This window comes from Actinomadura sp. 1N219 (genome assembly GCF_044326405.1).
Taxonomy (GTDB): domain Bacteria; phylum Actinomycetota; class Actinomycetes; order Streptosporangiales; family Streptosporangiaceae; genus Spirillospora.
This window is the reverse complement of the sequence record NZ_JBIRAY010000001.1, coordinates 1,850,367-1,871,403: the sequence shown is the minus strand read 5'-3', so window position 1 is coordinate 1,871,403 and position 21,037 is coordinate 1,850,367. Positions and strand designations below refer to the sequence as shown.

The 21,037-nt window shown below is 73.6% G+C and carries 16 protein-coding genes; 12 read left to right on the top strand and 4 right to left on the bottom strand.

Translation table 11 applies throughout. From position 1 onward, the window contains the following. Window positions 1-11 precede the first annotated feature (11 nt). The 11 genes from ACH35V_RS08685 (at window position 12) to ACH35V_RS08635 (ending at window position 14,233) form a co-directional block, all read left to right on the top strand. The gene (locus ACH35V_RS08685) at window positions 12-3,026 is read left to right on the top strand and encodes an aminotransferase class III-fold pyridoxal phosphate-dependent enzyme (protein ID WP_395971091.1); all 3,015 of its coding nucleotides are present in this window, start codon (window positions 12-14) and stop codon (window positions 3,024-3,026) included. A 1-nt stretch (window position 3,027) separates the two neighbouring features. Continuing rightward, window positions 3,028-4,680: an amidohydrolase gene (locus ACH35V_RS08680; protein WP_395971090.1), complete on the top strand. Its 1,653-nt coding sequence runs from the start codon at window positions 3,028-3,030 to the stop codon at window positions 4,678-4,680. 93 nt (window positions 4,681-4,773) lie between these two features. Further along, a complete protein-coding gene (locus ACH35V_RS08675) occupies window positions 4,774-5,040 on the top strand; it encodes a hypothetical protein (RefSeq protein ID WP_395971089.1) in 267 nt (88 codons plus the stop codon). Further along, window positions 5,037-6,062 (top strand): AAA family ATPase, encoded by a 1,026-nt coding sequence (locus tag ACH35V_RS08670; RefSeq protein WP_395971088.1) that lies wholly within the window; start codon window positions 5,037-5,039, stop codon window positions 6,060-6,062. The genes ACH35V_RS08675 and ACH35V_RS08670 overlap by 4 nt, the downstream gene beginning before the upstream one ends. Further along, complete coding sequence (locus ACH35V_RS08665; RefSeq protein ID WP_395971087.1) at window positions 6,059-6,997, top strand: DUF58 domain-containing protein; 939 nt, start codon at window positions 6,059-6,061, stop codon at window positions 6,995-6,997. The genes ACH35V_RS08670 and ACH35V_RS08665 overlap by 4 nt, the downstream gene beginning before the upstream one ends. Continuing rightward, the gene (locus tag ACH35V_RS08660) at window positions 6,994-7,941 is read left to right on the top strand and encodes a VWA domain-containing protein (RefSeq protein ID WP_395971086.1); all 948 of its coding nucleotides are present in this window, start codon (window positions 6,994-6,996) and stop codon (window positions 7,939-7,941) included. Before ACH35V_RS08665 ends, ACH35V_RS08660 begins: the two co-directional genes overlap by 4 nt. A 65-nt stretch (window positions 7,942-8,006) precedes the next feature. Further along, on the top strand, window positions 8,007-9,008 hold the full coding sequence (locus ACH35V_RS08655) for a S1C family serine protease (protein ID WP_395971085.1): 1,002 nt from the start codon (window positions 8,007-8,009) through the stop codon (window positions 9,006-9,008). Between the two features lie 60 nt (window positions 9,009-9,068). Further along, window positions 9,069-9,803, top strand: a complete 735-nt coding sequence (locus ACH35V_RS08650; protein WP_395971151.1) for a response regulator transcription factor — start codon at window positions 9,069-9,071, stop codon at window positions 9,801-9,803. Between the two features lie 8 nt (window positions 9,804-9,811). Further along, window positions 9,812-11,062, top strand: a complete 1,251-nt coding sequence (locus ACH35V_RS08645; protein ID WP_395971084.1) for a sensor histidine kinase — start codon at window positions 9,812-9,814, stop codon at window positions 11,060-11,062. A gap of 54 nt (window positions 11,063-11,116) precedes the next feature. Continuing rightward, window positions 11,117-12,472, top strand: coding sequence for a cytochrome P450 (locus ACH35V_RS08640; RefSeq protein WP_395971083.1), 1,356 nt, complete (start codon window positions 11,117-11,119; stop codon window positions 12,470-12,472). Between the two features lie 126 nt (window positions 12,473-12,598). Further along, window positions 12,599-14,233 (top strand): carboxylesterase/lipase family protein, encoded by a 1,635-nt coding sequence (locus ACH35V_RS08635; RefSeq protein WP_395971082.1) that lies wholly within the window; start codon window positions 12,599-12,601, stop codon window positions 14,231-14,233. Window positions 14,234-14,299: 66 nt separating this feature from the next. Here ACH35V_RS08635 and ACH35V_RS08630 read toward each other — a convergent pair whose 3' ends face one another. From ACH35V_RS08630 to ACH35V_RS08620, 3 genes are all read right to left on the bottom strand, one after another. Then, entirely contained in the window at window positions 14,300-15,985 is a 1,686-nt protein-coding gene (locus tag ACH35V_RS08630; protein ID WP_395971081.1) for a TerD family protein, read from the bottom strand. Window positions 15,986-15,992: 7 nt separating this feature from the next. Further along, window positions 15,993-16,562 (bottom strand): TerD family protein, encoded by a 570-nt coding sequence (locus ACH35V_RS08625; protein WP_395971080.1) that lies wholly within the window; start codon window positions 16,560-16,562, stop codon window positions 15,993-15,995. 311 nt (window positions 16,563-16,873) lie between these two features. Further along, window positions 16,874-17,467 (bottom strand): lytic polysaccharide monooxygenase, encoded by a 594-nt coding sequence (locus tag ACH35V_RS08620; RefSeq protein WP_395971079.1) that lies wholly within the window; start codon window positions 17,465-17,467, stop codon window positions 16,874-16,876. 338 nt (window positions 17,468-17,805) lie between these two features. Here ACH35V_RS08620 and ACH35V_RS08615 point away from each other — a divergent pair, with 338 nt between their 5' ends. Beyond that, window positions 17,806-18,222, top strand: coding sequence for a cold-shock protein (locus ACH35V_RS08615; RefSeq protein WP_131966473.1), 417 nt, complete (start codon window positions 17,806-17,808; stop codon window positions 18,220-18,222). A gap of 137 nt (window positions 18,223-18,359) precedes the next feature. Here the strand turns inward: ACH35V_RS08615 and ACH35V_RS08610 are convergent, their stop codons facing one another. Continuing rightward, window positions 18,360-20,933 carry a BTAD domain-containing putative transcriptional regulator gene (locus ACH35V_RS08610; protein WP_395971078.1) on the bottom strand — a complete coding sequence of 858 codons (2,574 nt, stop codon included), beginning with the start codon at window positions 20,931-20,933 and terminating at the stop codon, window positions 18,360-18,362. Window positions 20,934-21,037 lie beyond the last annotated feature (104 nt).

Here is a 21,037-nt window from a genome sequence, read left to right as displayed (position 1 = left end):
GAGCTAGTTGCATGGCAGTCCCCACCGAGGGCGCCCGGCCCGATGAGCGTTTCGAGCGGATCACCGCGGGCGTCCCGGAACTCGCCGACGAGCGGCTGCGGGAGGTCCTCCGCGACCGCTACGGCGTCGACGCCGCGTCCCTGCGGCGGCTCGCCGGGGAGACGGACCAGAACACCCACGTCGTGGACGCCGGCGGCGCCGAGTACGTGCTCAAGGTCAGCGACCCCGCCGACCGCAGGGCGATCGATTTCCAGACGGCGCTGCTCGCGCATCTCGCGGAGCGGGATCTGGGCGTGGTCGTGCCCCGGGCCGTCGCGGACGTGTCGGGCGCGCCGGTCACGTCCGTCCCCGACGGGGGCGGGCGCGAGTTGCCGGTCCGGTTGCTCACCTGGGTTCCGGGGGCTCCGCTGGCGGAGGTGGGACGCCGGTCGTCCGAGCTGCTCGCGGACGTCGGCGCGGTGGCCGGTCGGCTGACCGCTGCGACGGCGGAGTTCGTCCACACCGATCCCCCGGCGCCGCACTACTGGGAGTTCCCGCACGCGGGCGCGGTGCTGGCCGCGTCGATCGGGCATGTCGGCGACGCCAGTCTGCGGGCCGCCGCCGAGTCGCTCCGCGACCGGTACGTGCCGCTGCTGGACGAGCGGTTGCCGGAGTTGCCGGTGGCGGTCGTCCATCACGATCTCAACGCGTTCAACATCCTGGTCCGCCGGGACGGCGGGCGGCGCCGCGTCGCCGGCGTGATCGACTTCGGTGACGCGCTGCCGACCGCGCGGATCGCGGATCTGGCGGTGCTGGCGTCCAGCGTGATGCGCGGCGCCGCGAACCCGCTGGCGGTCTTGGCGACGCTCGCCGCCGCCTACCACGACGCCCGCCCGCTGACGGTGGCGGAGCTGGACGTGCTGTTCCCGCTGGTCGCGGTGCGGTCCGCGACGGTCGCGGTCACCGCCGCGCGGCTCGACGCGGAGCGGCGGCACGGCGACCCGCGGCACCGCTCGGCAGCCGCCGCGGACCTGATGCGCACGCTCTCGGACGTCCCGGCGGACGTGGGACGCGCCGCGATCAGGCACGCGTGCGGGCTGCCCGCACACCCCTCCGGGCCCGCGGTGACGACCTGGCTGGCGGACAACGCCGCGTCCGCCGTCGCCCCGGTGGACGGCTCGCTCGCCCCGGTCGACCTCAGCGCGTCGTCCGCGATCTACGACGACGCCGATCCCCGCGACCATGACGCCTTGCGCACCGCCGCCGGTGCGGAGATCGTGCGCCGCCGTCCGGGCGTGCCGGTGGGACGGTACGCCGAGCCGCGCTTCCTGGCCCCGCGCCGACGCCGCAGCACAGGACCGGACGAGCCCGCCAACGTCCACCTCGGAATCGACCTGTTCGCGGGTGCGGGCACGCCCGTCCGCGCGCCCCTGCCCGGCCGGGTCGAGGAGGCGGCGGACAGCGGTCTCGTCCTGCTGCACGAGCCCACCGAAGGCGTCCGGTTCAGGACGCTCTACACGGGCCTGACCGGCGCGGCGGCCGTTGGCGACGAGATCGCGGCGGGCGCGCGGATCGGGGAGATCGCGCCGGGCGGTGCGCTGCCGCCGCATGTGCGCGTCCAGGTGAGCGTCGCGCCGCTCGACGGCTGGACGGGCGTGCCCGCCGCCGTCCCCGACTCGGAGTCGGCGATGTGGCAGGGCCTGTTCCCCGACCCGACACCGCTGCTCGGCGCCCAGAACGCGGTCACCCCCTGGACGTCCGGCATCGGCAAAGCGCTGGAGGGCCGCCGCACCCATCTGCCGGACAGCCACCCGATGTACTTCAAGCGGCCGATCAGCATGGTCAGAGCCCGGGACTGCCGGTTCTACGACGAGGAAGGCCGCTCCTACCTGGACGCCCTCAACAACGTGACCCTCGTCGGACACAGCCATCCCCGGCTCGTGGAGACGGCGGCGCGCCAGCTCGGCCGCCTCAACACCAACACCAGGTTCGTGTACGACACGCTCACCGAGTACGCCGAGCGCCTCACCGCGACACTGCCGGACGGCCTGGACGTCGTCTACTTCGTCAACTCCGGCAGCGAGGCGAACGACCTGGCGCTGCGCATGTCCCGCTACCTGACGAAGCGGGACGACGTCGTCATCATCGACGACGCCTACCACGGCTACACCTCGGTCGTCTCCGATGTGAGCCCGTCCCGCTACAAGCACTACGGCAAGCCCGACACCACGCACCCGACCCCGAACCCCGACCGGTACAGAGGCGCGTACGGCTACGACGACCCGGACGCCGGAGCCAAGTACGCCCGGCACGTGATCGACGAGTTCGACCGCCTCGCCACCGAAGGCCGGGCCCCTGCCGCGTACCTGTTCGAGGCGCTGCTGGCGGGCGGCGGCCAGGTGGTGCTGCCGCCCGGCTACCTCGCGCCGATCTTCGCCGCGGCGTCCGAACGCGGCGTGCTGACGATCGCCGACGAGGTGCAGGTCGGGTTCGGACGGCTCGGCGAAGCCTTCTGGGGTTTCCAGACACAAGGCCCGGACGTCGTCCCCGACTTCGTCACGATGGGCAAGGCCATGGGCAACGGCTTCCCGATGGCGGCCATGGTCACCACGCGGGAGATCTCGCGAGCGTTCGACCCGACCGGACGGTTCTTCTCGACCTACGGCGGCAACCCGGTCGCCTGCGCGGTCGGCCTGGAGCTGCTGAACGTCGTCGCGGACGAGGGCCTCCAGCACAACGCGCTCGTCGTCGGCCAGTACCTGCGCGACCGGCTATCCGGGCTCGCCGACCGGCACCCGCTGATCGGGGACGTCCGCGGCCAGGGCTTCTACAGCGGGGTCGAGTTCGTCCTCGACCGCGAGAGCAAGGAGCCCGCCTCCGACGAGACGCTGATCATCTGCGAGCGGCTCAAGGACGAGGGCGTCCTCGTGTACCCGACGGGCCCGGCCTGGAACATCCTCAAGCTCAAGCCGCCGCTGACGTTCACCCGGGCGGACGCCGACGAGTTCACCGACACACTTGACGACATTCTCGAAACGGGCTGGTGATATGGCTGAATACGCCGACAAGGTGCTGCTCGGCGGCAAGGTCCTGACCGTCGACGCCGGGTTCACGGTCGAGTCCGCGGTCGCGGTGGCCGGGGACCGGATCGTGGCCGTGGGCGGCGACGACGAGGTCCGGGCGCTGGCGGGCCCGTCCACCGAGGTGATCGACCTGGCCGGGCAGACGGTGCTGCCGGGCATCAACGACGCGCACCTGCATCTCGCGCTGTTCGGCCTGTCCGGGCCGCCCTTCTCCGTCGATTTGAACGGCATCGACTCGCTCCGCGCGCTGAACGACGCGCTCGCGAGCGGCCCGCCGGGGCCCGGCGGCAGCCGGTGGCTGATCGGCGAGGGCTGGCGGGAGGCGAACATCCCCGAGTTCGACGCCGACGTCCCCGGCCCGCACCGCTCCCTCATCGACCAGGCCACCGGGGACCGGCCGACCGTCCTGCACCACGCGTCCCGCCACTCGGTGCTCGTCAACACCGCCGCGCTCACGATCGTCGGCATCACCCGCGACACCCCGGACCCGGCGGGCGGGCAGATCGTCCGCGGCCCGGACGGCGAGCCCACCGGCCTGCTGCTCGAAGGGGCGAAGGGGCTGATCAACGACCACGTCCCGGCGCACTCCGAGAAGGAGCGGCTGGACGCGATCGAGACCGCGATGCGGACGCTCAACGCGCTCGGCATCACCAGCGTCACCGACCCGATCGTCTGGCCCGAGCTGCTGCGCGACTACACCACCCTGCGCAGGGACGGCCGGATGACGGTCCGGGTGAACACGCTGATGCACTGGGACTGGCCGTCGCCCGCGAGCTCGTCCGACCGCCTGGAGAAGGCGCTCGGCTACGCGGGCCTGTCGACCGGGCTGGGCGACGACTGGCTCCGGATCGGCGGCTGCAAGCTGTTCGCGGACGGCGTCCCCACGCAGTGCACCGCGTGGCTGCACGACCCGTACCCGTCCGGCGACCACGGCCACCTCATCACCCCCGGCGACGACGACGAGGCCCGCTACGACGAGCTCCTCCAGATGATCGAGCTGGCCCACCGGAACCGGCTGCAGGTCCAGGTGCACGTCACCGGCGACCGGGCCGCGGACGCCGCTACGGACGGGATCATCCGCGCGCTCAAGGCCGACCCGTGGCCGCGGGCCCGGCACGCGCTCCTGCACGGCACGCTGCTCTCGGAGGACTCCTACGCCCGCCTCGCCGAGCACGACATCAGCGTGATCACCAGCTCGCTGATGAAGTCGCACAGCGGCGCGTCCATGACGCGGTCGATCGGCGCCGAGCGGTGGTCGCGGGCGTTCCCGGCCGGTGCGCTGCTCGCCGCCGGGGTGCACGTCGCCGACAGCTCCGACGCGCCGGTCACCTATCCCGACTGGCGGCGCGGCATCGCCACGTTCGCGGGCGCGGCCCCTGGACCGTACTCGGACGTCCCGCCCGACCTGCGCCTCACCCGCGAGCAGGCGATCCGGCTGTGGACGACCGCGGGCGCCTACATCGAGAACGCCGAGGACCGGAAGGGGACGATCACCCCGGGCAAGCTCGCGGACCTCGTCGTCCTGGACGGAGACGTCCTCACCGCCGACGACGACGCGTTGCAGCAGATCAAGCCCACCCTGACCCTCGCGGGCGGACGGGTCGTCCACTCCGCCTGAGCCGTTCCTTAAGTCCGCTTTCGCTCCCTCTTGTTGTGATCGTCGCATGCCGTCCCGACGGCGGGCGGCCGGACGCGACAAGGGGGAGAGAGCATGGCTCTCAGCCGACGCACGAGGATCGTCGTCGTGGTGGCGGGGCTGGCCGGCGCGGCCACGGTGACCGCGGGCGGCGCGGCGCTGGCCGATTCCGGGCCGGAGCCCGTCCGCACGCAGTTGCAGATCGTCGACTACCAGCCCGCCACGGCGGGGACGCCCGGCAAGGACTGCCCAGAGCGTGACGGCGGCGCGGGCGGCGGCGCGAGCGGGGGCGCGAGCGGCGGCGCGAGCGGCGGCCAGGCCCCGGCCGAAGGCGTGCAGTGACCGGCGGCCTCGACGCCGCCCGCGCCCTGCCGCCGTCGACCGCGCTCGCGGAACGGGCGCTGTTCGAGGTCAAGCGGGTCATCGTCGGCCAGGACCAGATGATCGAGCGGATGCTCGTCGCGGTCCTGGCCGGCGGCCACTGCCTGCTGGAGGGCGTGCCGGGCGTGGCGAAGACGCTGGCCGCGCAGACGCTCGCCACGGTCGTGGGCGGGTCGTTCGCGCGGCTCCAGTTCACCCCGGACCTCGTGCCCGCCGACATCGTCGGGACGCGGATCTACCGGCCGTCCACGGAGACCTTCGACATCGAGCCCGGCCCGGTGATGGCCAACGTCGTGCTCGTGGACGAGATCAACCGCGCCCCCGCCAAGGTGCAGTCGGCGCTGCTGGAAGTCATGGCGGAGCGCCAGATCAGCATCGCGGGCAGGACGTTCCCGGTGCCCTCGCCGTTCCTGGTGATGGCGACGCAGAACCCGATCGAATCGGAGGGCGTCTACCAGCTGCCGGAGGCGCAGCGCGACCGGTTCCTCCTGAAGATCGACGTCGGGTATCCGTCCGAGGCGCAGGAGCTGGCGATCGTCTACCGGATGGGGGTGCGCCCGCCCGAGGCGAGCCCGATCCTGGACGCCGCCGACGTGACGGCGCTGCGGGACGCGGCCACGGACGTGTTCGTCCACGACGAGGTCGCCCGGTACGCGGTGCGGCTCGTGGGCGCCACCCGCGACCCGTCCGGGCACGGCGTCCCGAAGGTCGCCGGGATGCTCGCCTACGGCGCCGGGCCGCGCGCGTCGCTCGGGCTGATCGCCGCCGGACGGGCGCTGGCGCTGCTCCGGGGCCGCGAGTACGTCCTCCCGGGCGACGTGCGCGACCTCGCCGGGGACGTGATCGCACACCGTCTCGTGCCGTCGTTCGACGCCCTCGCGGACGGCGTGGACGTCCGCTCGATGGTCGCGCACATCGTGGCCGCCGTACCGATGCCGCAGGTCGCGCCCATGGAAGCGAACGACGACGGCAGGGCAGCATGAACGAGCCCCACCTGCGCGATCTGGCGCCCGAGCACGCGCTTCGCCGCCTGGAGCTGACGGTCACGCGGCGCCTGGACGGGCTGCTGCAAGGCGATCACCTGGGCCTGCTGCCGGGTCCCGGGTCGGAGCCCGCCGAGGGCCGCGAGTACGTCGCGGGCGACGACGTCCGCGCCATGGACTGGAACCTCACCGCCCGGATGACCGCGCCGCACGTCCGCGACCGCGTCGCCGACCGCGAGCTGGAGACCTGGGTCCTGGTGGACGCCACCGCCAGCATGGACTTCGGCACCGGACGGCTCGAAAAGCGCGACCTCGCCGTGTTCGCCGTGGCGGCGGTCGGGTTCCTTACCGAGCGGACCGGGAACCGGCTGGGCGCGCAGATCGTCCACGACGACCGGATGCGCCGCGTCCCGGCGCGCACCGGAAGGGCGCACCTGCTCGGCCTGCTGGGGACGCTGCTGGCCGCCCCCCGCAGCCCGGCCGGGAGCGGGGACGCGTCGCTCGGCGCGGCGGCCGAACTGCTGCATCGCACCGGAGGCAAGCGCCGGGGCCTGGCGGTCGTGGTCTCCGACTTCCTGGAGCCGGTGGAGAGCTGGGAGCGTCCGCTGCGGCTGCTCGGGGCACGCCACCAGCTCCTCGCGGTCGAGGTCGTCGACCCGCGCGAGCTGACGCTTCCGGACGTCGGCATGCTCACGCTCGTCGACCCGGAGACGGGCCGCAGGCGCGAGGTCCCCACGGCCGGACGCAGGCTCCGCGAACGGTATGCGGAAGCCGCCGCCCAGCAACGCGCGGAGATCGCGGGCGGGCTGCGCCGGGCCGGGGCGACGCACCTGCGGCTTCGCACTGACGGAGATTGGGTTCGCGACCTCGTCCAGCATGTGCTGGCGCAGCGGCGCATCGCCAAGGCGGCGCCGCCTCCGGGAGGTGCGGCGTGAGCTTCCTCGATCCCGTCCGGCTGCTGTTGCTGCTCGGGCTGCCCGTCCTGATCGCCGCGTACGTGGTGATGCAGGTGCGGCGCGGCAGGTACGCGGTCCGCTTCACCAACCTCGCGCTGCTCGACAAGGTCGCGCCCGCCAAGCCCGGCTGGCGCCGCCACCTCCCCGCGGCGGCGTTCCTGCTGATGCTGGGGCTGTTCGTCACCGGCTTCGCCCGTCCGGCGGCGGACGTGCGGGTGCCGCGCGAGCAGGCGACGATCATGCTGGCGGTCGACGTGTCGGCGTCCATGGAGGCCACGGACGTGGAGCCGAACCGGCTGGAGGCCGCCAAGGACGCCGCCCGGACGTTCCTCGGACGCGTCCCCGACCGCTTCAACATCGGCCTCGTGTCGTTCTCCGGCACCGCGTCGGTCGCCGTCCCGCCGACGACGGACCGCCAGGCGATGCGCACCGCCATCGACGGGCTGAGGCTCGGCCCGCGCACCGCGATCGGCGAGGGCATCATCGCCTCGCTGGACGCGATCGCCGGGTTCGGCGCGCAGTTCGGCGAGGACGCGCCGCCGGGACGCGTCGTGCTTCTGTCCGACGGCACCAACACCGCCGGGCGCAGCCCCGAGGAGGGCGCCAGGCGCGCCGTCCAGGCCCGCGTCCCGGTGTCGACGATCGCCTACGGCACGCCCGAGGGCGTCATGATCCAGGGCGGGCGGGAGATCCCAGTGCCCGTGGACGGCCCCGCGCTGGAGCGCCTCGCCCAGGACTCCGGCGGCCGTTTCTACGAGGCCGCGTCCGGCGACGAGCTGCGCGGCGTGTACGAGGACATCGGCAGCAGCATCGGTTACCGCACCGAGCAGCGGGAGATCTGGGGCTGGTTCATCGCCGCAGGGCTCCTGCTGTCCTGCGCGGTCGCGGCCGGGTCGCTGCTGTGGTTCTCGCGGCTGCCGTGAACGACCTGAACGAAACGCATGGGGAGCGGAGTACTGACCAATGAGACCTGAGCGTGAGGAGCCCCATGAGTTACCCACGGCAAGCCGATCCCCGGTACGGCAACGCTCACTACGACCCGTACGACGATTCCCGGTTCGGGTTGGGCGAGCCGCGCGGCCCCGATTTCCTGTCGCCTCCTCCCCGTACGTGGCCGCAGGACGATCCGTTCAGGCGTCCGGCGCCGTCTGCCCCGTGGGCGGCGCCGGGCCACGACCCGCGGGCGGCGCCGGGCTTCGATGAACCCGGCCGACACCGTGGCCCTGACCGTGGCCGTGGTCGCGGCTCTGGCCGGGCGGTCGTGGTGGCCGTGCTCGCCGCGCTGCTGGCGGGCGGCCTGGCCGGGGGCGTCGCGGGACGGGTGACCGCCGGCGGCCCGGCGTCGACGGCGCTGTCGCAGTCCGGCGCGGGGCCGGTGACCGGCGGGGCGGGGGACCTCAGCGAGGTGGCGGCGCGGGTGCAGGCGAGCGTGGTGTCGATCGAGGTGCGGTCGGGGAACGCGCGCGGCACCGGGTCCGGGTTCGTGATCGACCGGCAGGGGCACGTGCTGACCAACGCGCACGTCGTCGACGACGGCGGCGCGGTCACCGTCGTGCTGGCCGACCGGCGCCGCGTCCAGGCGCGGGTGGTGGGCTCCGACCGGGCGCTCGACCTGGCGGTGCTGGCGATCCCCGCCGGAGACAGCCCGGCGCCGCTGGCGTTCGGGCGCTTCTCCGACGTCCGGGTCGGCGACCAGGTCCTCGCGCTCGGCTCCCCGCTCGGCCTCCAGGGGACGGTCACCGGCGGCATCGTCAGCGCGCTGAACCGCAGGGTCCGCATGGGGCAGGGCGGCGTCGCCAACGCGCTGCAGACCGACGCGTCCATCAACCCCGGCAACTCGGGCGGGCCGCTGGTCAACGCGCGCGGCGAGGTCGTCGGCGTGAACACGGCGATCGCGACGCTGATGCGGGACGGCGGCGGCTCGATCGGCATCGGCTTCGCGATTCCCGCCGACCGGGCGCGGGACGGCGCCCGCCGCCTGGCCCGCTGAGCCGCGCCCCGTCCGCGTACCGTCGAGTGCAGTGACCTGGTGAGAAAGGTGGCGTCCCGGATGCGGGTGCTGGTGGTCGAGGACGAGGAGGACCTGGTCGAGGCGCTGCGGTACGGGCTCGTCCGCGCCGACTACGCCGTCGACGTCGCCTACGACCTGGAGGAGGCCACGCAGAAGCTGTACGCGTCCGCGTACGACCTGATGGTGCTGGACCTCGCCCTCCCCGACGGCGACGGGTTCGACCTGTGCCGCGCGGTCCGCAGCGGTCGGCTGGACGGGGAGAGCGGCCCTGACCTGCGCATCCTCATGCTGACCGCGCGGGACCGGCTGGCCGACCGGGTCCGCGGCCTGGACGAGGGCGCCGACGACTACCTGGTCAAGCCGTTCGCGTTCCCGGAGCTGCTGGCGCGCGTCCGGGCGCTGCTGCGCCGGGAGAGCGGCGGCGGGTCGGCGGTGTGGACGGTCGGCGACCTGCGGCTCGACACCGGGCGCCGGGAGGCGTTCCGCGCCGGGCGGCTGCTCCGCCTCACGCCGAAGGAGTTCGCCGTGCTGCGCTACCTGATGAGCCGCCCCGGGCAGGTCGTGTCGGCCGAGGAGCTGCTGGAACACGTGTGGGACGAGAACGCCGACCCGTTCACCAACACCGTCCGGGTCACGGTCGGCACCCTGCGCCGCAAGCTCGCCGCGCCGGACGAGGAGCAGGTCATCGAGACCGTCGTGCGGCACGGCTACCGCCTGCGGGAGACGCGGGAGTCGGGGACGGCGGGGACGGCCGCCGTCCCCGCCGGGAAGTGAGGCCGGGCGTGGTGCACTCGATCCGGTTCCGGCTCACGGTCCTGTACTCGGCGCTGCTGTTCGCGCTGACGGCGGTGATGCTGGGCGGCGTCTACCTGGCCGTGGACCGCAGCACCGACGCGCGGCCGATCACCAAGACGTTCAACGCGGAGAAGATCGTCCAGATGCCGGACGGCACCCAGCAGCGGCTCGGGCAGGTCGAGGTCGTCAAGGTGCAGCAGGTGGAGGAGGCGGTCAACTACGAGACCCAGCAGACCTTGCGCCGCTACTCCCTGATCACGCTCGGCGGGCTGCTCGTCGCGAGCCTCGGCATCGGCTGGGTGCTGTCGGGCCGGGCGCTCAAGCCGGTCGGCGCGATCGCCCGCGCCGCCGAGGAGATCCAGGCGACCGACCTGTCCCGGCGGATCAGGCTGTCGGGCCCACGCGACGAGCTGCGCCACCTCGCCGACACCATCGACTCCATGCTGGACCGGCTGGACGCGGCGTTCCGCGCGCAGCGGCGGCTGATCGACGACGCGTCGCACGAGCTGCGCAGCCCGCTGGCGATCATCCGCGCCAACGTCGACACCGTGCTCAGCGAGCCGGACGCCGGGACCGAGGACCGGCGCCGCGCCGTCCAGGTCGTCGACCGCGCCACCACCCGGATGACGCGGCTGGTGGAGGACCTGCTGGCCACCGCGCGCCGGTCCGCGCCCGCCCTCGGCGACGCCGACGTTGACCTCGGCCTCGCGGCGCGCGAGGCGGCGGAGGAGTTCGACACGCTCGCCGCGGCGCGCGGGCTGGTGATCGAGCGGCGGCTGCGGGACGGCCTGTCCGTGATCGGCGACCATGACGCGCTGCGCCGCGCCGTCGGCAACCTGCTGTCCAACGCCGTCCGGCTGGCGCCGGTCGGCACCGCCATCACCGTCGCCGCCGACCAGGCCGGCGGCTGGCAGTGGATCGCCGTCAAGGACGCGGGCCCCGGCATCCACTCCGACGAGCAGGACCGCGTGTTCGACCGGTTCTGGCGCGGCTCGGAGACGCGCCGCTCCCGTTCCCCGGACCGCCGCACGGGGCTCGGGCTCGCGATCGTCCGGAGCATCGTGGAGGCGCACAACGGCCAGGTCCGGCTGTTCTCCGCACCGGACGTGGGCAGCACGTTCGTGCTGTGGTTCCCCGTCCACTCCCCCGGCGGCGGCACGGCGGCCGCCGCCCCGCCCGACGCCGATCCCCTCGCCGATCCCCACGCCGGCCCTCGCGAATCGGGCCAGATCGTGTAAGCATGACAGCGCGTGTAAGCATGGCGAGTCGAGGGCCCGACGCGGGAGAGCGTGATGCGCGGCGACGGCAGCACCCCAGCGCGGATACCCGGGCCGCCCGTGACGGACGACGGCGCCGACGCGATCGTGGCGGCGGGCGGGCTGCACGTCTACCAGCTGAAACTGCACGCCGAGTACGGCCCGGTCGTCCGGTTCCCGCTGCCCGGCGCTGACGTCGCGGTGTCGGTCGCCGACCCGGTGCTGCTGGAGGCCACGGCGAAGATCGACAAGCGGCCGGAGAAGCTGTTCGAGTTCCTGGCGCCGCTCCAGGAGTCGGGGAACCTGCAGACGATCCCCGCCGCCGAGCACGGCCCGTGGCGCCGGGTGATGCTGTCGGTGCTGGCCGGACGCCCCTCGCACGAGGCGCACTTCGCGCGGTTCGCCGCGCTGACGTCCGAGCTGGCAGACCGCTGGGCCGCCCGTGCCGCCGCCGGCGACGCCGTCCCGCTGCAGAAGGACCTGAGCGAGCTGTCGCTCCGCATGATCTGCGAGTACGCGCTCGGCAGCGGCCTTGAGTCGGACGAGTCCGCCGGACGGGTCGTGTCCGCGTTCGAGGACGTCCTCACCGAGCACCTGGCGCGGCTCTACCACGCGGACCTGCCGGGCGACGCGGAGGAGCGACGCGTCCGCGCCGACGAGGCCCTGACCTACCTGCGTGCGACCGTCGACCGCGTCCTCGCCGCGCACGACCCGTCCCGGGAGACCGAGCGGAGCGACATGATCGCGGCGCTGGTCGAGGCGGGCGAGTCGCCGGCGCGGATCCGCGACTCGGTGCTGATGACCATGCTGGCCGCCCACCACACCACCGGCGTCGCCATCTCCTGGACGCTGTACCTGCTGGCCCGGCACCCGGACGCCGCAGGACGCGCCGCCGCCGAACTCGACCGCGTCCTCGGCGACCGCGCCGCGCCCGGCTACGGCGACCTCAAGGAACTGGCCTACCTGGAGCGGGTGCTCAAGGAGGCGATGCGGCTGTACCCGCCGGGCCCGTACGGCGCGCGGGAGACCACCGAGGACCTCATGCTCGGCGAGCACGCCGTCCCCGCCGGCACGACGATCTTCTACCCGTTCTGGGCCGTGCACATGAACCCCGACCACTGGCCCGAGCCCGAGGTGTTCGACCCCGGCCGGTTCACCCCGGAGGCGTCCGCCGGACGTCCCAGGCTCGCCTACATCCCGTTCGGGCTCGGCCCGCGCAGCTGCGAGGGCGCCGCGCTCGCCATGGTCGAGGCGGAACTCGTGCTGGCCATTCTGCTGAGGCGTTTCCAATTCCAGCTGGCGCCCGGGCAGACGGTGACGCCGATCGAGCGCTTCGTCCTGTGGGCCGCCGAGGACATCCACATGACCCTGACGCCGCGCGCACGCGCGTGACCAGGGCCGGAGCCCGGCGTCGAAACTCGATATATGACAATCAAGTCAGATATGACATCGTATCGAACGGCGGTGCGATGATCTGGGGCAGCCAGGTTTCCCCACGGTCTCGACCGGAGGACCCCCATGAGACCACGCACTGCCCTTAAGACGGCGCTCAAGGTGACGGCGTCCCTCATCATCGCCGGCGCCGGACTGACGGCGGCGAACACGGCGACGGCGGCCCCGGCCGCCGCGCCGCCGCCGTGCTCGGACGGCACCCTTGTGCAGACCGACACCGGACCCGTCTGCGGCCTCGACGGCGACGGGATCAGGAATTGGCTCGGCATCCCCTACGCCGCCCCACCCGTCGGCGACCTCCGCTGGGAGCCGCCCGCGCCGCATCCCGGCTGGACGGCGCCGGTCCAGGCGACCGAGCCGGGCAGCATGTGCCCGCAGCCGGGCGACTTCCGTCCCGGCTCGACCGACGAGAACTGCCTGAAGCTGGACGTCCGCGTGCCGGAGGACGCCGGCAGCGGCCCGCTGCCCGTCATGGTGCAGTTGCACGGCGGCGGGTTCCGGCTCGGGACGCCGTCCAACGGGACGCGGATCGCCACGGCCGGAAAGGTCATCCAGGTCGAGGTGCGGTACCGGCTCGGCATCATCGGGTTCCTGTCCCATCAGGCCCTGGGCTCGAACGCCGGGAACTACGGGATCGAGGACCAGCAGGCCGCGCTCGGCTGGGTCAAGCGCAACATCGCGAAATTCGGCGGCGACGCGGGCAACGTCACCATCTTCGGCCCGTCCGCCGGAGGGTCGAGCGTGTGCGCCAACATGGCGTCGCCCACCGGTCGCGGGCTTTTCCACAAGGGCATCATCGAAAGCGGCGAGTACAACTCGCTGCGCGGCGTCCACGCCACCTGGCAGGCCCAGGACTGCGCGACCAAGCTGCCGACGCAGGCCGAGGCGCAGGCCGCCGGGGCGCGCTTCGCCGCGGCGGTCGGCTGCGGAAGCGCCGCGGACGTCGCCGCCTGCCTGCGCCAGGTGCCGGTGCAGACCCTGCTCGATCAGGCCGGCAACGGGCTGGGCCCGAACAGCGGCACGCTCGCGCCCATCGTGGACGGCAAGACCCTGACCATGTCGCCGGGGCAGGCGTTCGCCGCCGGGGAGTTCAGCAAGGTCCCGGTCATCCACGGCGTGGCCAGGGACGAGTCGCAGATCCGTCCCGCCGAGACGCCCGCGGAGTTCGAGGCACAGGTCCGCAGCCAGTACGGGGAGTTCGCGCCCAAGGTGCTCAAGCGCTACCCGCTGTCGCAGTATCCGGAGCCGTCGGCGTTCATCGCGGCGCGGACCGTCCTCGCGGACTCGACGTCCGTCTGCCCGGCGCTGCTCAACGACCGGCGGCTCGCGAAGCACGTCCCGGTGTACGCGTACCGGTTCGACGACACCAACCCGCCGCCGCTGCCCTTCGTCGACTTGACGAGGCCGGCCGGCGCGTTCCATGTCGGGGAGTTCAGCTACCTGTACCACGGCACGTTCCCGAACCAGCCCCCGCTGGACCCCAACCAGCTGGCCATGCAGGACCAGCTCACGTCCCAGTGGACGGGTTTCGCCCGCACCGGTGACCCGAACGTGGACGGCACGCCGCCCTGGACGCCGTTCACCGCCGAGAAGGAGGCCCAGATGTCGCTGCTGCCCGCCGGGACGAGCCGCATGACCCGCGAGATCTCGTGGCCGCACCACTGCAATTTCTGGCACAAGCTCGCGCCGTTCACGGGCTGACGCCGGTACCGCCGGACGCCCCCGCGCGAGACGCGGGGGCGTCCGGTGCTCGGCCGAACCGGGGGTCTAGTCGTAGGACGCGAGGGTGCGCGCGTGGACGCCGAGCACATGGGTCAGCAGCGCGGGGGCGCGTGTACCGTCGGCGGCGTCCGGGAGGACCTCGGGGGTGAGCGTCCAGTCCGTGCCGACCCACGAGTCGGCGATGGCGCCCTCGCTGGACGGCAGGTTGTTGCAGGACTGCCGGACCCGGATCGCGCGGACCGTCTCCGCAGCCGGGGTGTCGGTCTCCACCATCAGGACCGGGACGCCGACCAGCGGCCCGTCCTCCACAAGGCGCAGCAGGTGGTGCGCGTCCTCGCCGTCGAGCGCGGCGCCCGCGTCGAGGATCACCGCGAGCCGCACCGGCGGCCCCTCCGCCAGCCCGGACGGCAGCTCGCCGTCCTGCCCGCCGCCGACCTGCCGCAGGTCCACCAGGTCGAGCAGGCGGCGGAGCCGCTCGGCCGCGCCTGGCCCGGTCGCGACGCCGCCGCCGAGCAGCCGGGCGCTGATCATCGGGTCGAACCCGTGCAGCCAGCCGGCGCCCGACAGGCCCGCCGCGTCGATCACCTCAAGCCCGACGAGCCCGGGCGGGACGGCGGCCAGGAACCGGGTCACCAGCGACCAGGCGTAGGCGGCCGAGTCGCCGGGCATCGTGCCCTGCGAGATCCACACGCCGCGCCGCCACGGGAGGCGCAGGATCAGCGGCACCAGGAGGTCGGGCAGCTCGGCGGTGGACAGCCGTCCCGCCAGCATCCCCTCGGCCAGGTCGGCGCCCGGCTGCCAGGTCAGCCAGGACGGCGCGGCGAACGGCGCGACCTCGGCGGTGACCTGCGGCTCCACCCGGGCCAGCTCGTCGCGCAGCTGGGCCGCGTCGGCGCGCAGCCGCTGGTCGGCCGCCGCCATGAGCTGCTCGAACCGCCCGCGCGGCGCCCGTCCGGCGATCTCCTCGTTGCGGAGGTTGAGCGCGTGCTCGGTGGACGCGCGGAACGAGGCGAGCGAGCGGCTGGCGTCCTCCCAGACCAGCCAGCACCGTTCGAGGTAGCCGACCTCGTTCCCGGACGGCGGCGCAGGCATCCCCTGCGGCGTCGGCATGCCCTGCGGCGCAGGCATCCCCTGCGGCGGGGGCGGGGCCTGCGGCGGGGGCGGGGATCCGACGGCCGGGCCCGGCGGCGCGGAGGCCATGGCCTCCTGCGGTGCGCTCGCGTCGGCCGCGTCGCCGGGGTCGTCCACCTCGACGCCGTGCGCCTCGACCAGCTCGGCCAGCCCGCCGGCGTAGCCCTGCCCGACGGCGCGGACCTTCCACCTGTCGTCCCGCCGGTACACCTCAAGCCCGATGATCGCCTTCTCCGGGCCCAGCCCGTCGACGGCGAACACGGCCAGCGGCGCGCCGTCGTCCCCGGTGAGCCGCACCTGCGGCGGCGGCATCGCGCCGAACGACGACGTCCCGGTGATGCTGACCGCGATCAGCACCGCGTGCGCGTCGGCGGGGACGGCGTCGAGGTCGAGGTCGAGGCGCTGGCGGCCGCCGCCGTCCGCCCAGCGCACGCCCGGCGCCTCGGGGGCGTTGAAGAACACGAGGTCGGAGTCGGTGCGCACGCGCAGGTCCGAGCCCACCAGCAGGGCGCTGACGTCCACGGGCACGGCGCAGGACACCGAGGCGGTCACCCGCCGGGAGGGCAGCGGCGCGTTGGCGCCGCGGGAGAGGTCGGTCATCGGGCGGTCAGGCGTGATTGGCGATCACCGGCAGCATGTCCTCGAACGTGCGGCCGTGGCACGGCTCGCCGATCGCGTTCATCTTCCAGCCGTCGCCGTGCCGGTAGATCCGGGACATCACCATCGCCGTGTGGGCGCCGCCGCCGGTCAGCGTGTACCGGGCCATCTCGCCGCCGTCCATCTCGTTGACGAGCCGGCAGAACGCGTTCTCCACCTCGTTGAACGTCTGCCCGTTGAACGAGCTGACGGTGAACACCAGCGACGTGACGTGCACCGGCAGCCGGCCCAGGTCGACGATGACGGACTCGTCGTCGCCGTCGCCCGCCCCGGTCAGGTTGTCGCCGGTGTGCCGGACGGACCCGTCGTCGCTGGTCAGCTTGCCGAAGAAGACCACGTCCGCCAGCGCGGCGTCGGCGAAGAGCACGCAGGACGCGTCGAGGTCGATGTCCCGCTCCCGCGAGCCGAAGAAGCCCTTCTTCTTCACCGCGTCCCAGCCCAGCCCCATCCTGACCATGCTCAGCGCACCGCCGGGCTTCTCCAGCGAGATCCGCTGGCCCTTCACCATCGAGACGGTCACAGCCGTCGCCTCCTTGAGTCCCCTTCGCCGCGCCGCGCCTGCTCCGCGAAGCGCTCCGGCCTGTAGGCACCCCGGCCACCACGCAGGGGCGTCCGGGGTACGAGCAAAGCCTCGCAGCCTATCAGCCCCGTTGTCACCCGTTCCCGGACGATCCGGGGCGGCGAGGTCAGGCCACGGACCGGTTCACGCCCCTGGAAACGGCGGCGCCGGCCCACCGTCGGAGCCCTCGCGTAGCCCCGCTCGGACGGTGGGCCGGCGCAGAACCGGCTGGCTGACCCGCGGCCTGACCCGCCGAAGGTCGGGAGGGGACGTCAGCCGAAGTCGACGTCGATGCACTGGTAGAAGGCGTTGCCCGTGTCCGCGATGTCCCAGACGGAGAGCAGGATGTGCCTGCCCTGACGCTGCGGGAGCGTCCCGCTGTGGACGTCCCGGTCGGACGGTTGCCGGCCGCCGTAGCTCTTGTTGATGACCGGCGTGAGGTCCAGGCTGTTCCGGGTGAGCGGCTTGGTGTTGTCCCAGCCGTCCTTGGTGAGGAAGTAGCGGAACGACGTGGTGGAGTGCGCGGCGGTGAAGTGCCAGGAGACGTTGAAGCTCTGGCCGCTCGTCACCTTGGTCGCGGGCCAGCCGGTGCCGCCGCGCTGGTCGTCGAGCTCTCCCCAGCGCCCGTCCGCGCCGGCGCAGATGGTGCCGTCGCGCGGTCCGCTGGACGGGAAGCCCTTCGGGCCTTCGACGCCGTCCGGGTCCCACTGGACCTGGCCGCAGTTCTGGACCTTGCCCTGTCCGCACAGGTAGCTGCGGCTCGGGGGCGAGGTGGTGTAGCCGTGGGACCACGCCGGCACGGCGAGCGCGAGCGGCAGCCCGGCGGTCACGGCCGCGGCCACGGCGATGCTGGTCTTCCTTGGCATCCTGCTTCTCCTTGGCGGGAGGTGCGCCGTACGGCGGCGCACCTGGAGGCGGAGGCGAGCCGGCCGGGGGCCGACTCAAAAGGAAACTTTCCTTTCAGTAAGGTGAACCCTGCGCGGCCCTCCGTCAACCCCGCGGTCACGGGCGCGCGTCTTTCTGGCACGCGTTGCATAGTGCGGGCGCCGGGGCGGCGGGGCCCGCGGCGGGCGGAGTGACGACCCCGACTTTGCCGTCATTCGCCTTCGCATTAGCGATTCCGGTGGTAATTCTTGTGCTATCGTGTGCGCTGCAAATCGTTGAAACAGCGTATTGCTTGTTGGTTGGCGTGTGGAGGCTGGCGGTGCGTTCAGGCAGGATTCTCAGGTTCGACGAAGTCCGCGGTTACGGATTCATTGTTCCCGACGGCGGCGGCGAGGACGTGTTCGTCCACGCGAACGAGCTTCTCGACGACAAGGCGGCGTTCTCGCCCGGCACGGCGGTCGAGTTCGAGGTGACCGAGGGCGAGCGCGGCCTCAAGGCGTTCGCGGTGCGCGCGGTGAGCTCGCCGTCCAACGGCTCCGCGTCCGTGGTCGACCGCGCTCCGGCCGGCGACTCCAACGACGACATGCTGTGCGACGTCCTGTCCCGCAAGGAGCTCAGCCGGGAGATCGTCGACGTGCTGCTCGCGGAGGCGCCCGATCTCACCGGCGGCCAGATCGTCAAGATCCGCGGGAGCATCGTGGAGATCGCGCACAAGCACGGCTGGATCGACGACTGATCGTCCGGCGAAGCGGTTTTCGCTTTTCCCGCGAGCCCGCCGCCGCGCGCGAGCCGTGAGCGGCGGCCCGGCCATTCCCGGGGAATGGCCGGGGTGCGGATTGCGGGCCGCGGCGTCCGGCATTCCGGACGCGGCGTTCAGTTCCCGCCGTGCGCCGTGCGGACCGCCGCCGGGATCATGACGGCGGCCGGGCACGTGACGGTCTCGCGCATGCGGATATGCCCGCCGTCGGCGTCCCCGGCCCCCAGGACGGGCGCCGCGACGGCGTTCCCTTCCGGGTCGGCGACGCGCCGGAAGATGCGCACCGACTCCTCGAAGCACTCGATCGCGCGGGACGGCCGCCGCGCGCCGAGGTAGGCGACGGCGAGCCGGTTCAGGCTCCACGCCTGGCCGACGAGATCGCCGAGCCGGCGCTGCACGGCCAGGGCCTCCCGGTGGTGGCCGATGGCGTCGCCGAAGCGGTCCGCGTCGTTGCAGGCCATGCCGAGGCCGCTCAGCATGAACGCGACGCCGCGCCAGTCGTCGGCCCGGCGGGCCGCGCCGAGCCCGATCTCGTACGCGGTGATCCAGTCGTCCCGGCTCCGGCCGAGGCGGAAGAACGTCAGCAGGACGGCCGCGAGCCGCCAGGCGACCGAGTGGCGGCCGTGCTCGTGCGCCGCCTTGATCACGGCGGGGAAGTTCTCCGCCTCGGCGTCCAGCCAGGCCAGCGCCTCCGCGCGTGCGCCGAACGCGGGCACCGTACCCGCGGCGCCCGCGTCGGGAATCTCTAGCGGGATGCGGTGGTCATGCGTGTTCACCACCAGGTCGGCGGAGTGGGCGGCGCGGAGATACCAGGCGAGCACGCGCCCGGCCGCGGCGTCGCGCTCGTCGGCCGTCTCGTGCTCGTGCGCCTTCCGCCTGGCGTGGACGCGCAGCAGATGGTGCATCCGGTAGCGGCCGGGGGACGCCTGCTGGAGGAGGTTCTCGTCCAGCAGGTCTTCGAGCGCCGACTCCGCCCGCGCGAGGGGCAGGCCGGTCAGCGCGGCGGCGGACGCCGGCGTGGAGTCCGCGCCGGGATGCAGGCCGAGCAGCCGGTACATGCGCTGCCGGTCGCCGGTCAGCGCCCGGTAGGACAGGTCGAAGGACGCGCTGATGGAGCGGTTGCGGAACTCCAGCTCGTCCGGGAGGCGCTCCTCGTCCTCCAGGCGCGCGGCGAACTCGGCCGGCGTCCAGGCGGGACGGGTCTGCAGCCGGCGGGCCGCCATCGTGACGGCCATCGGGAGCTGCCCGCACCGCTCGGCGATCCGCGCGGCGGCGGCCTGGTCCGCCATGACCCGCTCCCGGCCGGCGATGCGGCCCAGCAGGTCGCGGGACTCGGGCGGCGCGAAGACGGAGAGCCGGAGCCGGAAGACGCCGTCCAGCCCGGCCAGGCTCCGCCGGCTGGTGATCAGCACCAGGCCGGTCGGGTCGCCCGGCAGCAGCGGCTCCACCTGCGCCTCGTCGGTGGCGTTGTCGAGGATCACCAGCGCCCGGCGGCCGTGCAGCCGGTCCCGGTACAGCGCGGCCCGCGACTCCAGGTCCGGCGGGATCCGCGCGGCGGGCACGCCGAGCTGCCGCAGGAACGTCTCCAGCACCTCGGCCGGGTCCGCGGCGGGGACCTCGGGGTCCATCGCGCGCAGGTCGGCCCACAGCTGCACCGCGCCGAACCGGCCGCGGGAGCTGATCTGATGCGCGGCGCGGACGGCGAGGCGCGTCTTGCCGGCGCCGGGCATGCCCTCGATGGCGATCACCGTCAGCGCCGTGTCGCCGTGGCCGCCGGCGCCGTCGGCGAGCCGGTTGAGGGCGCGCAACTCCGCCTCCCGGCCGGTGAACTCGACGATGTCCATGGGGAACTGGCGCAGCGTGCCCGTCCTGCTGTGCGTGTGGCCGGACGTCGCGTCCGCGGGCCGTCCCGCCTCCTCGCCGCCGCCATGCGGTGCGGTGTCCAGCGCGGGGTCGCCGCTGAGGATCCGCCGTTCCAGCGAGCGCAGCCGCGGCCCGGGGTCGATGCCGAGATCGTCGGCGAGATGGCGGCGGACCTGCGCGTACGCGTCGAGCGCGTCGGCGGACCTGCCCATCCGGTAAAGGACGAGCATCAGCCGCTCCCACAGCCGCTCCCGGAGCGGATGGCGCGCCACGAGCCGCCGCAGGTCGGGGACGAGCGCGTCGGAGCGGCCGAGCAGGAGGCACGCGTCCGTGTACTGCTCCATGAGGAGGAGCCTGCGCTCTTCCAGCCGTTCCACGTCGGCCTGCAGGGGGGCGCCCAGCGGCATCGCTTCGAGCGGCCGTCCCCGGCCGTGGCGCAGTGCCTCGGCGAAGTCCTGCGCGGCCTGCTCCGCCCGTCCCGCGAGCAGCGCCTTCTCTCCCCTGGCGAACGACTCCTCGAACCGGAACAGGTCCAGCTCGCCGGGCTCGACGCGGAGCAGGTAGCCGGGCGAGCGGGTGACGAGGCGGTCCGCGGGCTCGCCCGCCGACCGCAGCATCCGGCGCAGCGCGGCGATGTATCCCCGGACGTTCGCCCGCGCGGACGGGGGCGAGGTCCACCAGACGGCGTCCACCAGCCGGTCGATCGGAACGACCTGGTTCGCCGCCAGCAGCAGCGCCGCGAGCACCGCCTGCTGCTGCGGCCCGCCCGCGCTGACCGGACGGCCGTCCGCAACGATTTCCAGCGGTCCAAGGATGCGGAATTCCATCTGATCCCCTAACCGGCCCTGTCAGGAGCGATCACATCGTGCCGCTCTTCGGGTTCCGGTCCCACCGTCGAGGAAGACATCGGCCCTATGCGGAAAATATACGG

Excerpts from the sequence above, each read along its gene's own strand:
- ACH35V_RS08665 (WP_395971087.1), top strand. The coding sequence starts at position 6,059 with ATGAACGAGCCCCACCTGCGCGATCTGGCGCCCGAGCACGCGCTTCGC.
- ACH35V_RS08675 (WP_395971089.1), top strand. The coding sequence starts at position 4,774 with ATGGCTCTCAGCCGACGCACGAGGATCGTCGTCGTGGTGGCGGGGCTG.
- ACH35V_RS08650 (WP_395971151.1), top strand. The coding sequence starts at position 9,069 with ATGCGGGTGCTGGTGGTCGAGGACGAGGAGGACCTGGTCGAGGCGCTG.
- ACH35V_RS08680 (WP_395971090.1), top strand. The coding sequence starts at position 3,028 with ATGGCTGAATACGCCGACAAGGTGCTGCTCGGCGGCAAGGTCCTGACC.
- ACH35V_RS08610 (WP_395971078.1), bottom strand. The coding sequence starts at position 20,933 with ATGGAATTCCGCATCCTTGGACCGCTGGAAATCGTTGCGGACGGCCGT.
- ACH35V_RS08685 (WP_395971091.1), top strand. The coding sequence starts at position 12 with ATGGCAGTCCCCACCGAGGGCGCCCGGCCCGATGAGCGTTTCGAGCGG.
- ACH35V_RS08655 (WP_395971085.1), top strand. The coding sequence starts at position 8,007 with ATGAGTTACCCACGGCAAGCCGATCCCCGGTACGGCAACGCTCACTAC.
- ACH35V_RS08620 (WP_395971079.1), bottom strand. The coding sequence starts at position 17,467 with ATGCCAAGGAAGACCAGCATCGCCGTGGCCGCGGCCGTGACCGCCGGG.
- ACH35V_RS08630 (WP_395971081.1), bottom strand. The coding sequence starts at position 15,985 with ATGACCGACCTCTCCCGCGGCGCCAACGCGCCGCTGCCCTCCCGGCGG.
- ACH35V_RS08635 (WP_395971082.1), top strand. The coding sequence starts at position 12,599 with ATGAGACCACGCACTGCCCTTAAGACGGCGCTCAAGGTGACGGCGTCC.
- ACH35V_RS08640 (WP_395971083.1), top strand. The coding sequence starts at position 11,117 with ATGCGCGGCGACGGCAGCACCCCAGCGCGGATACCCGGGCCGCCCGTG.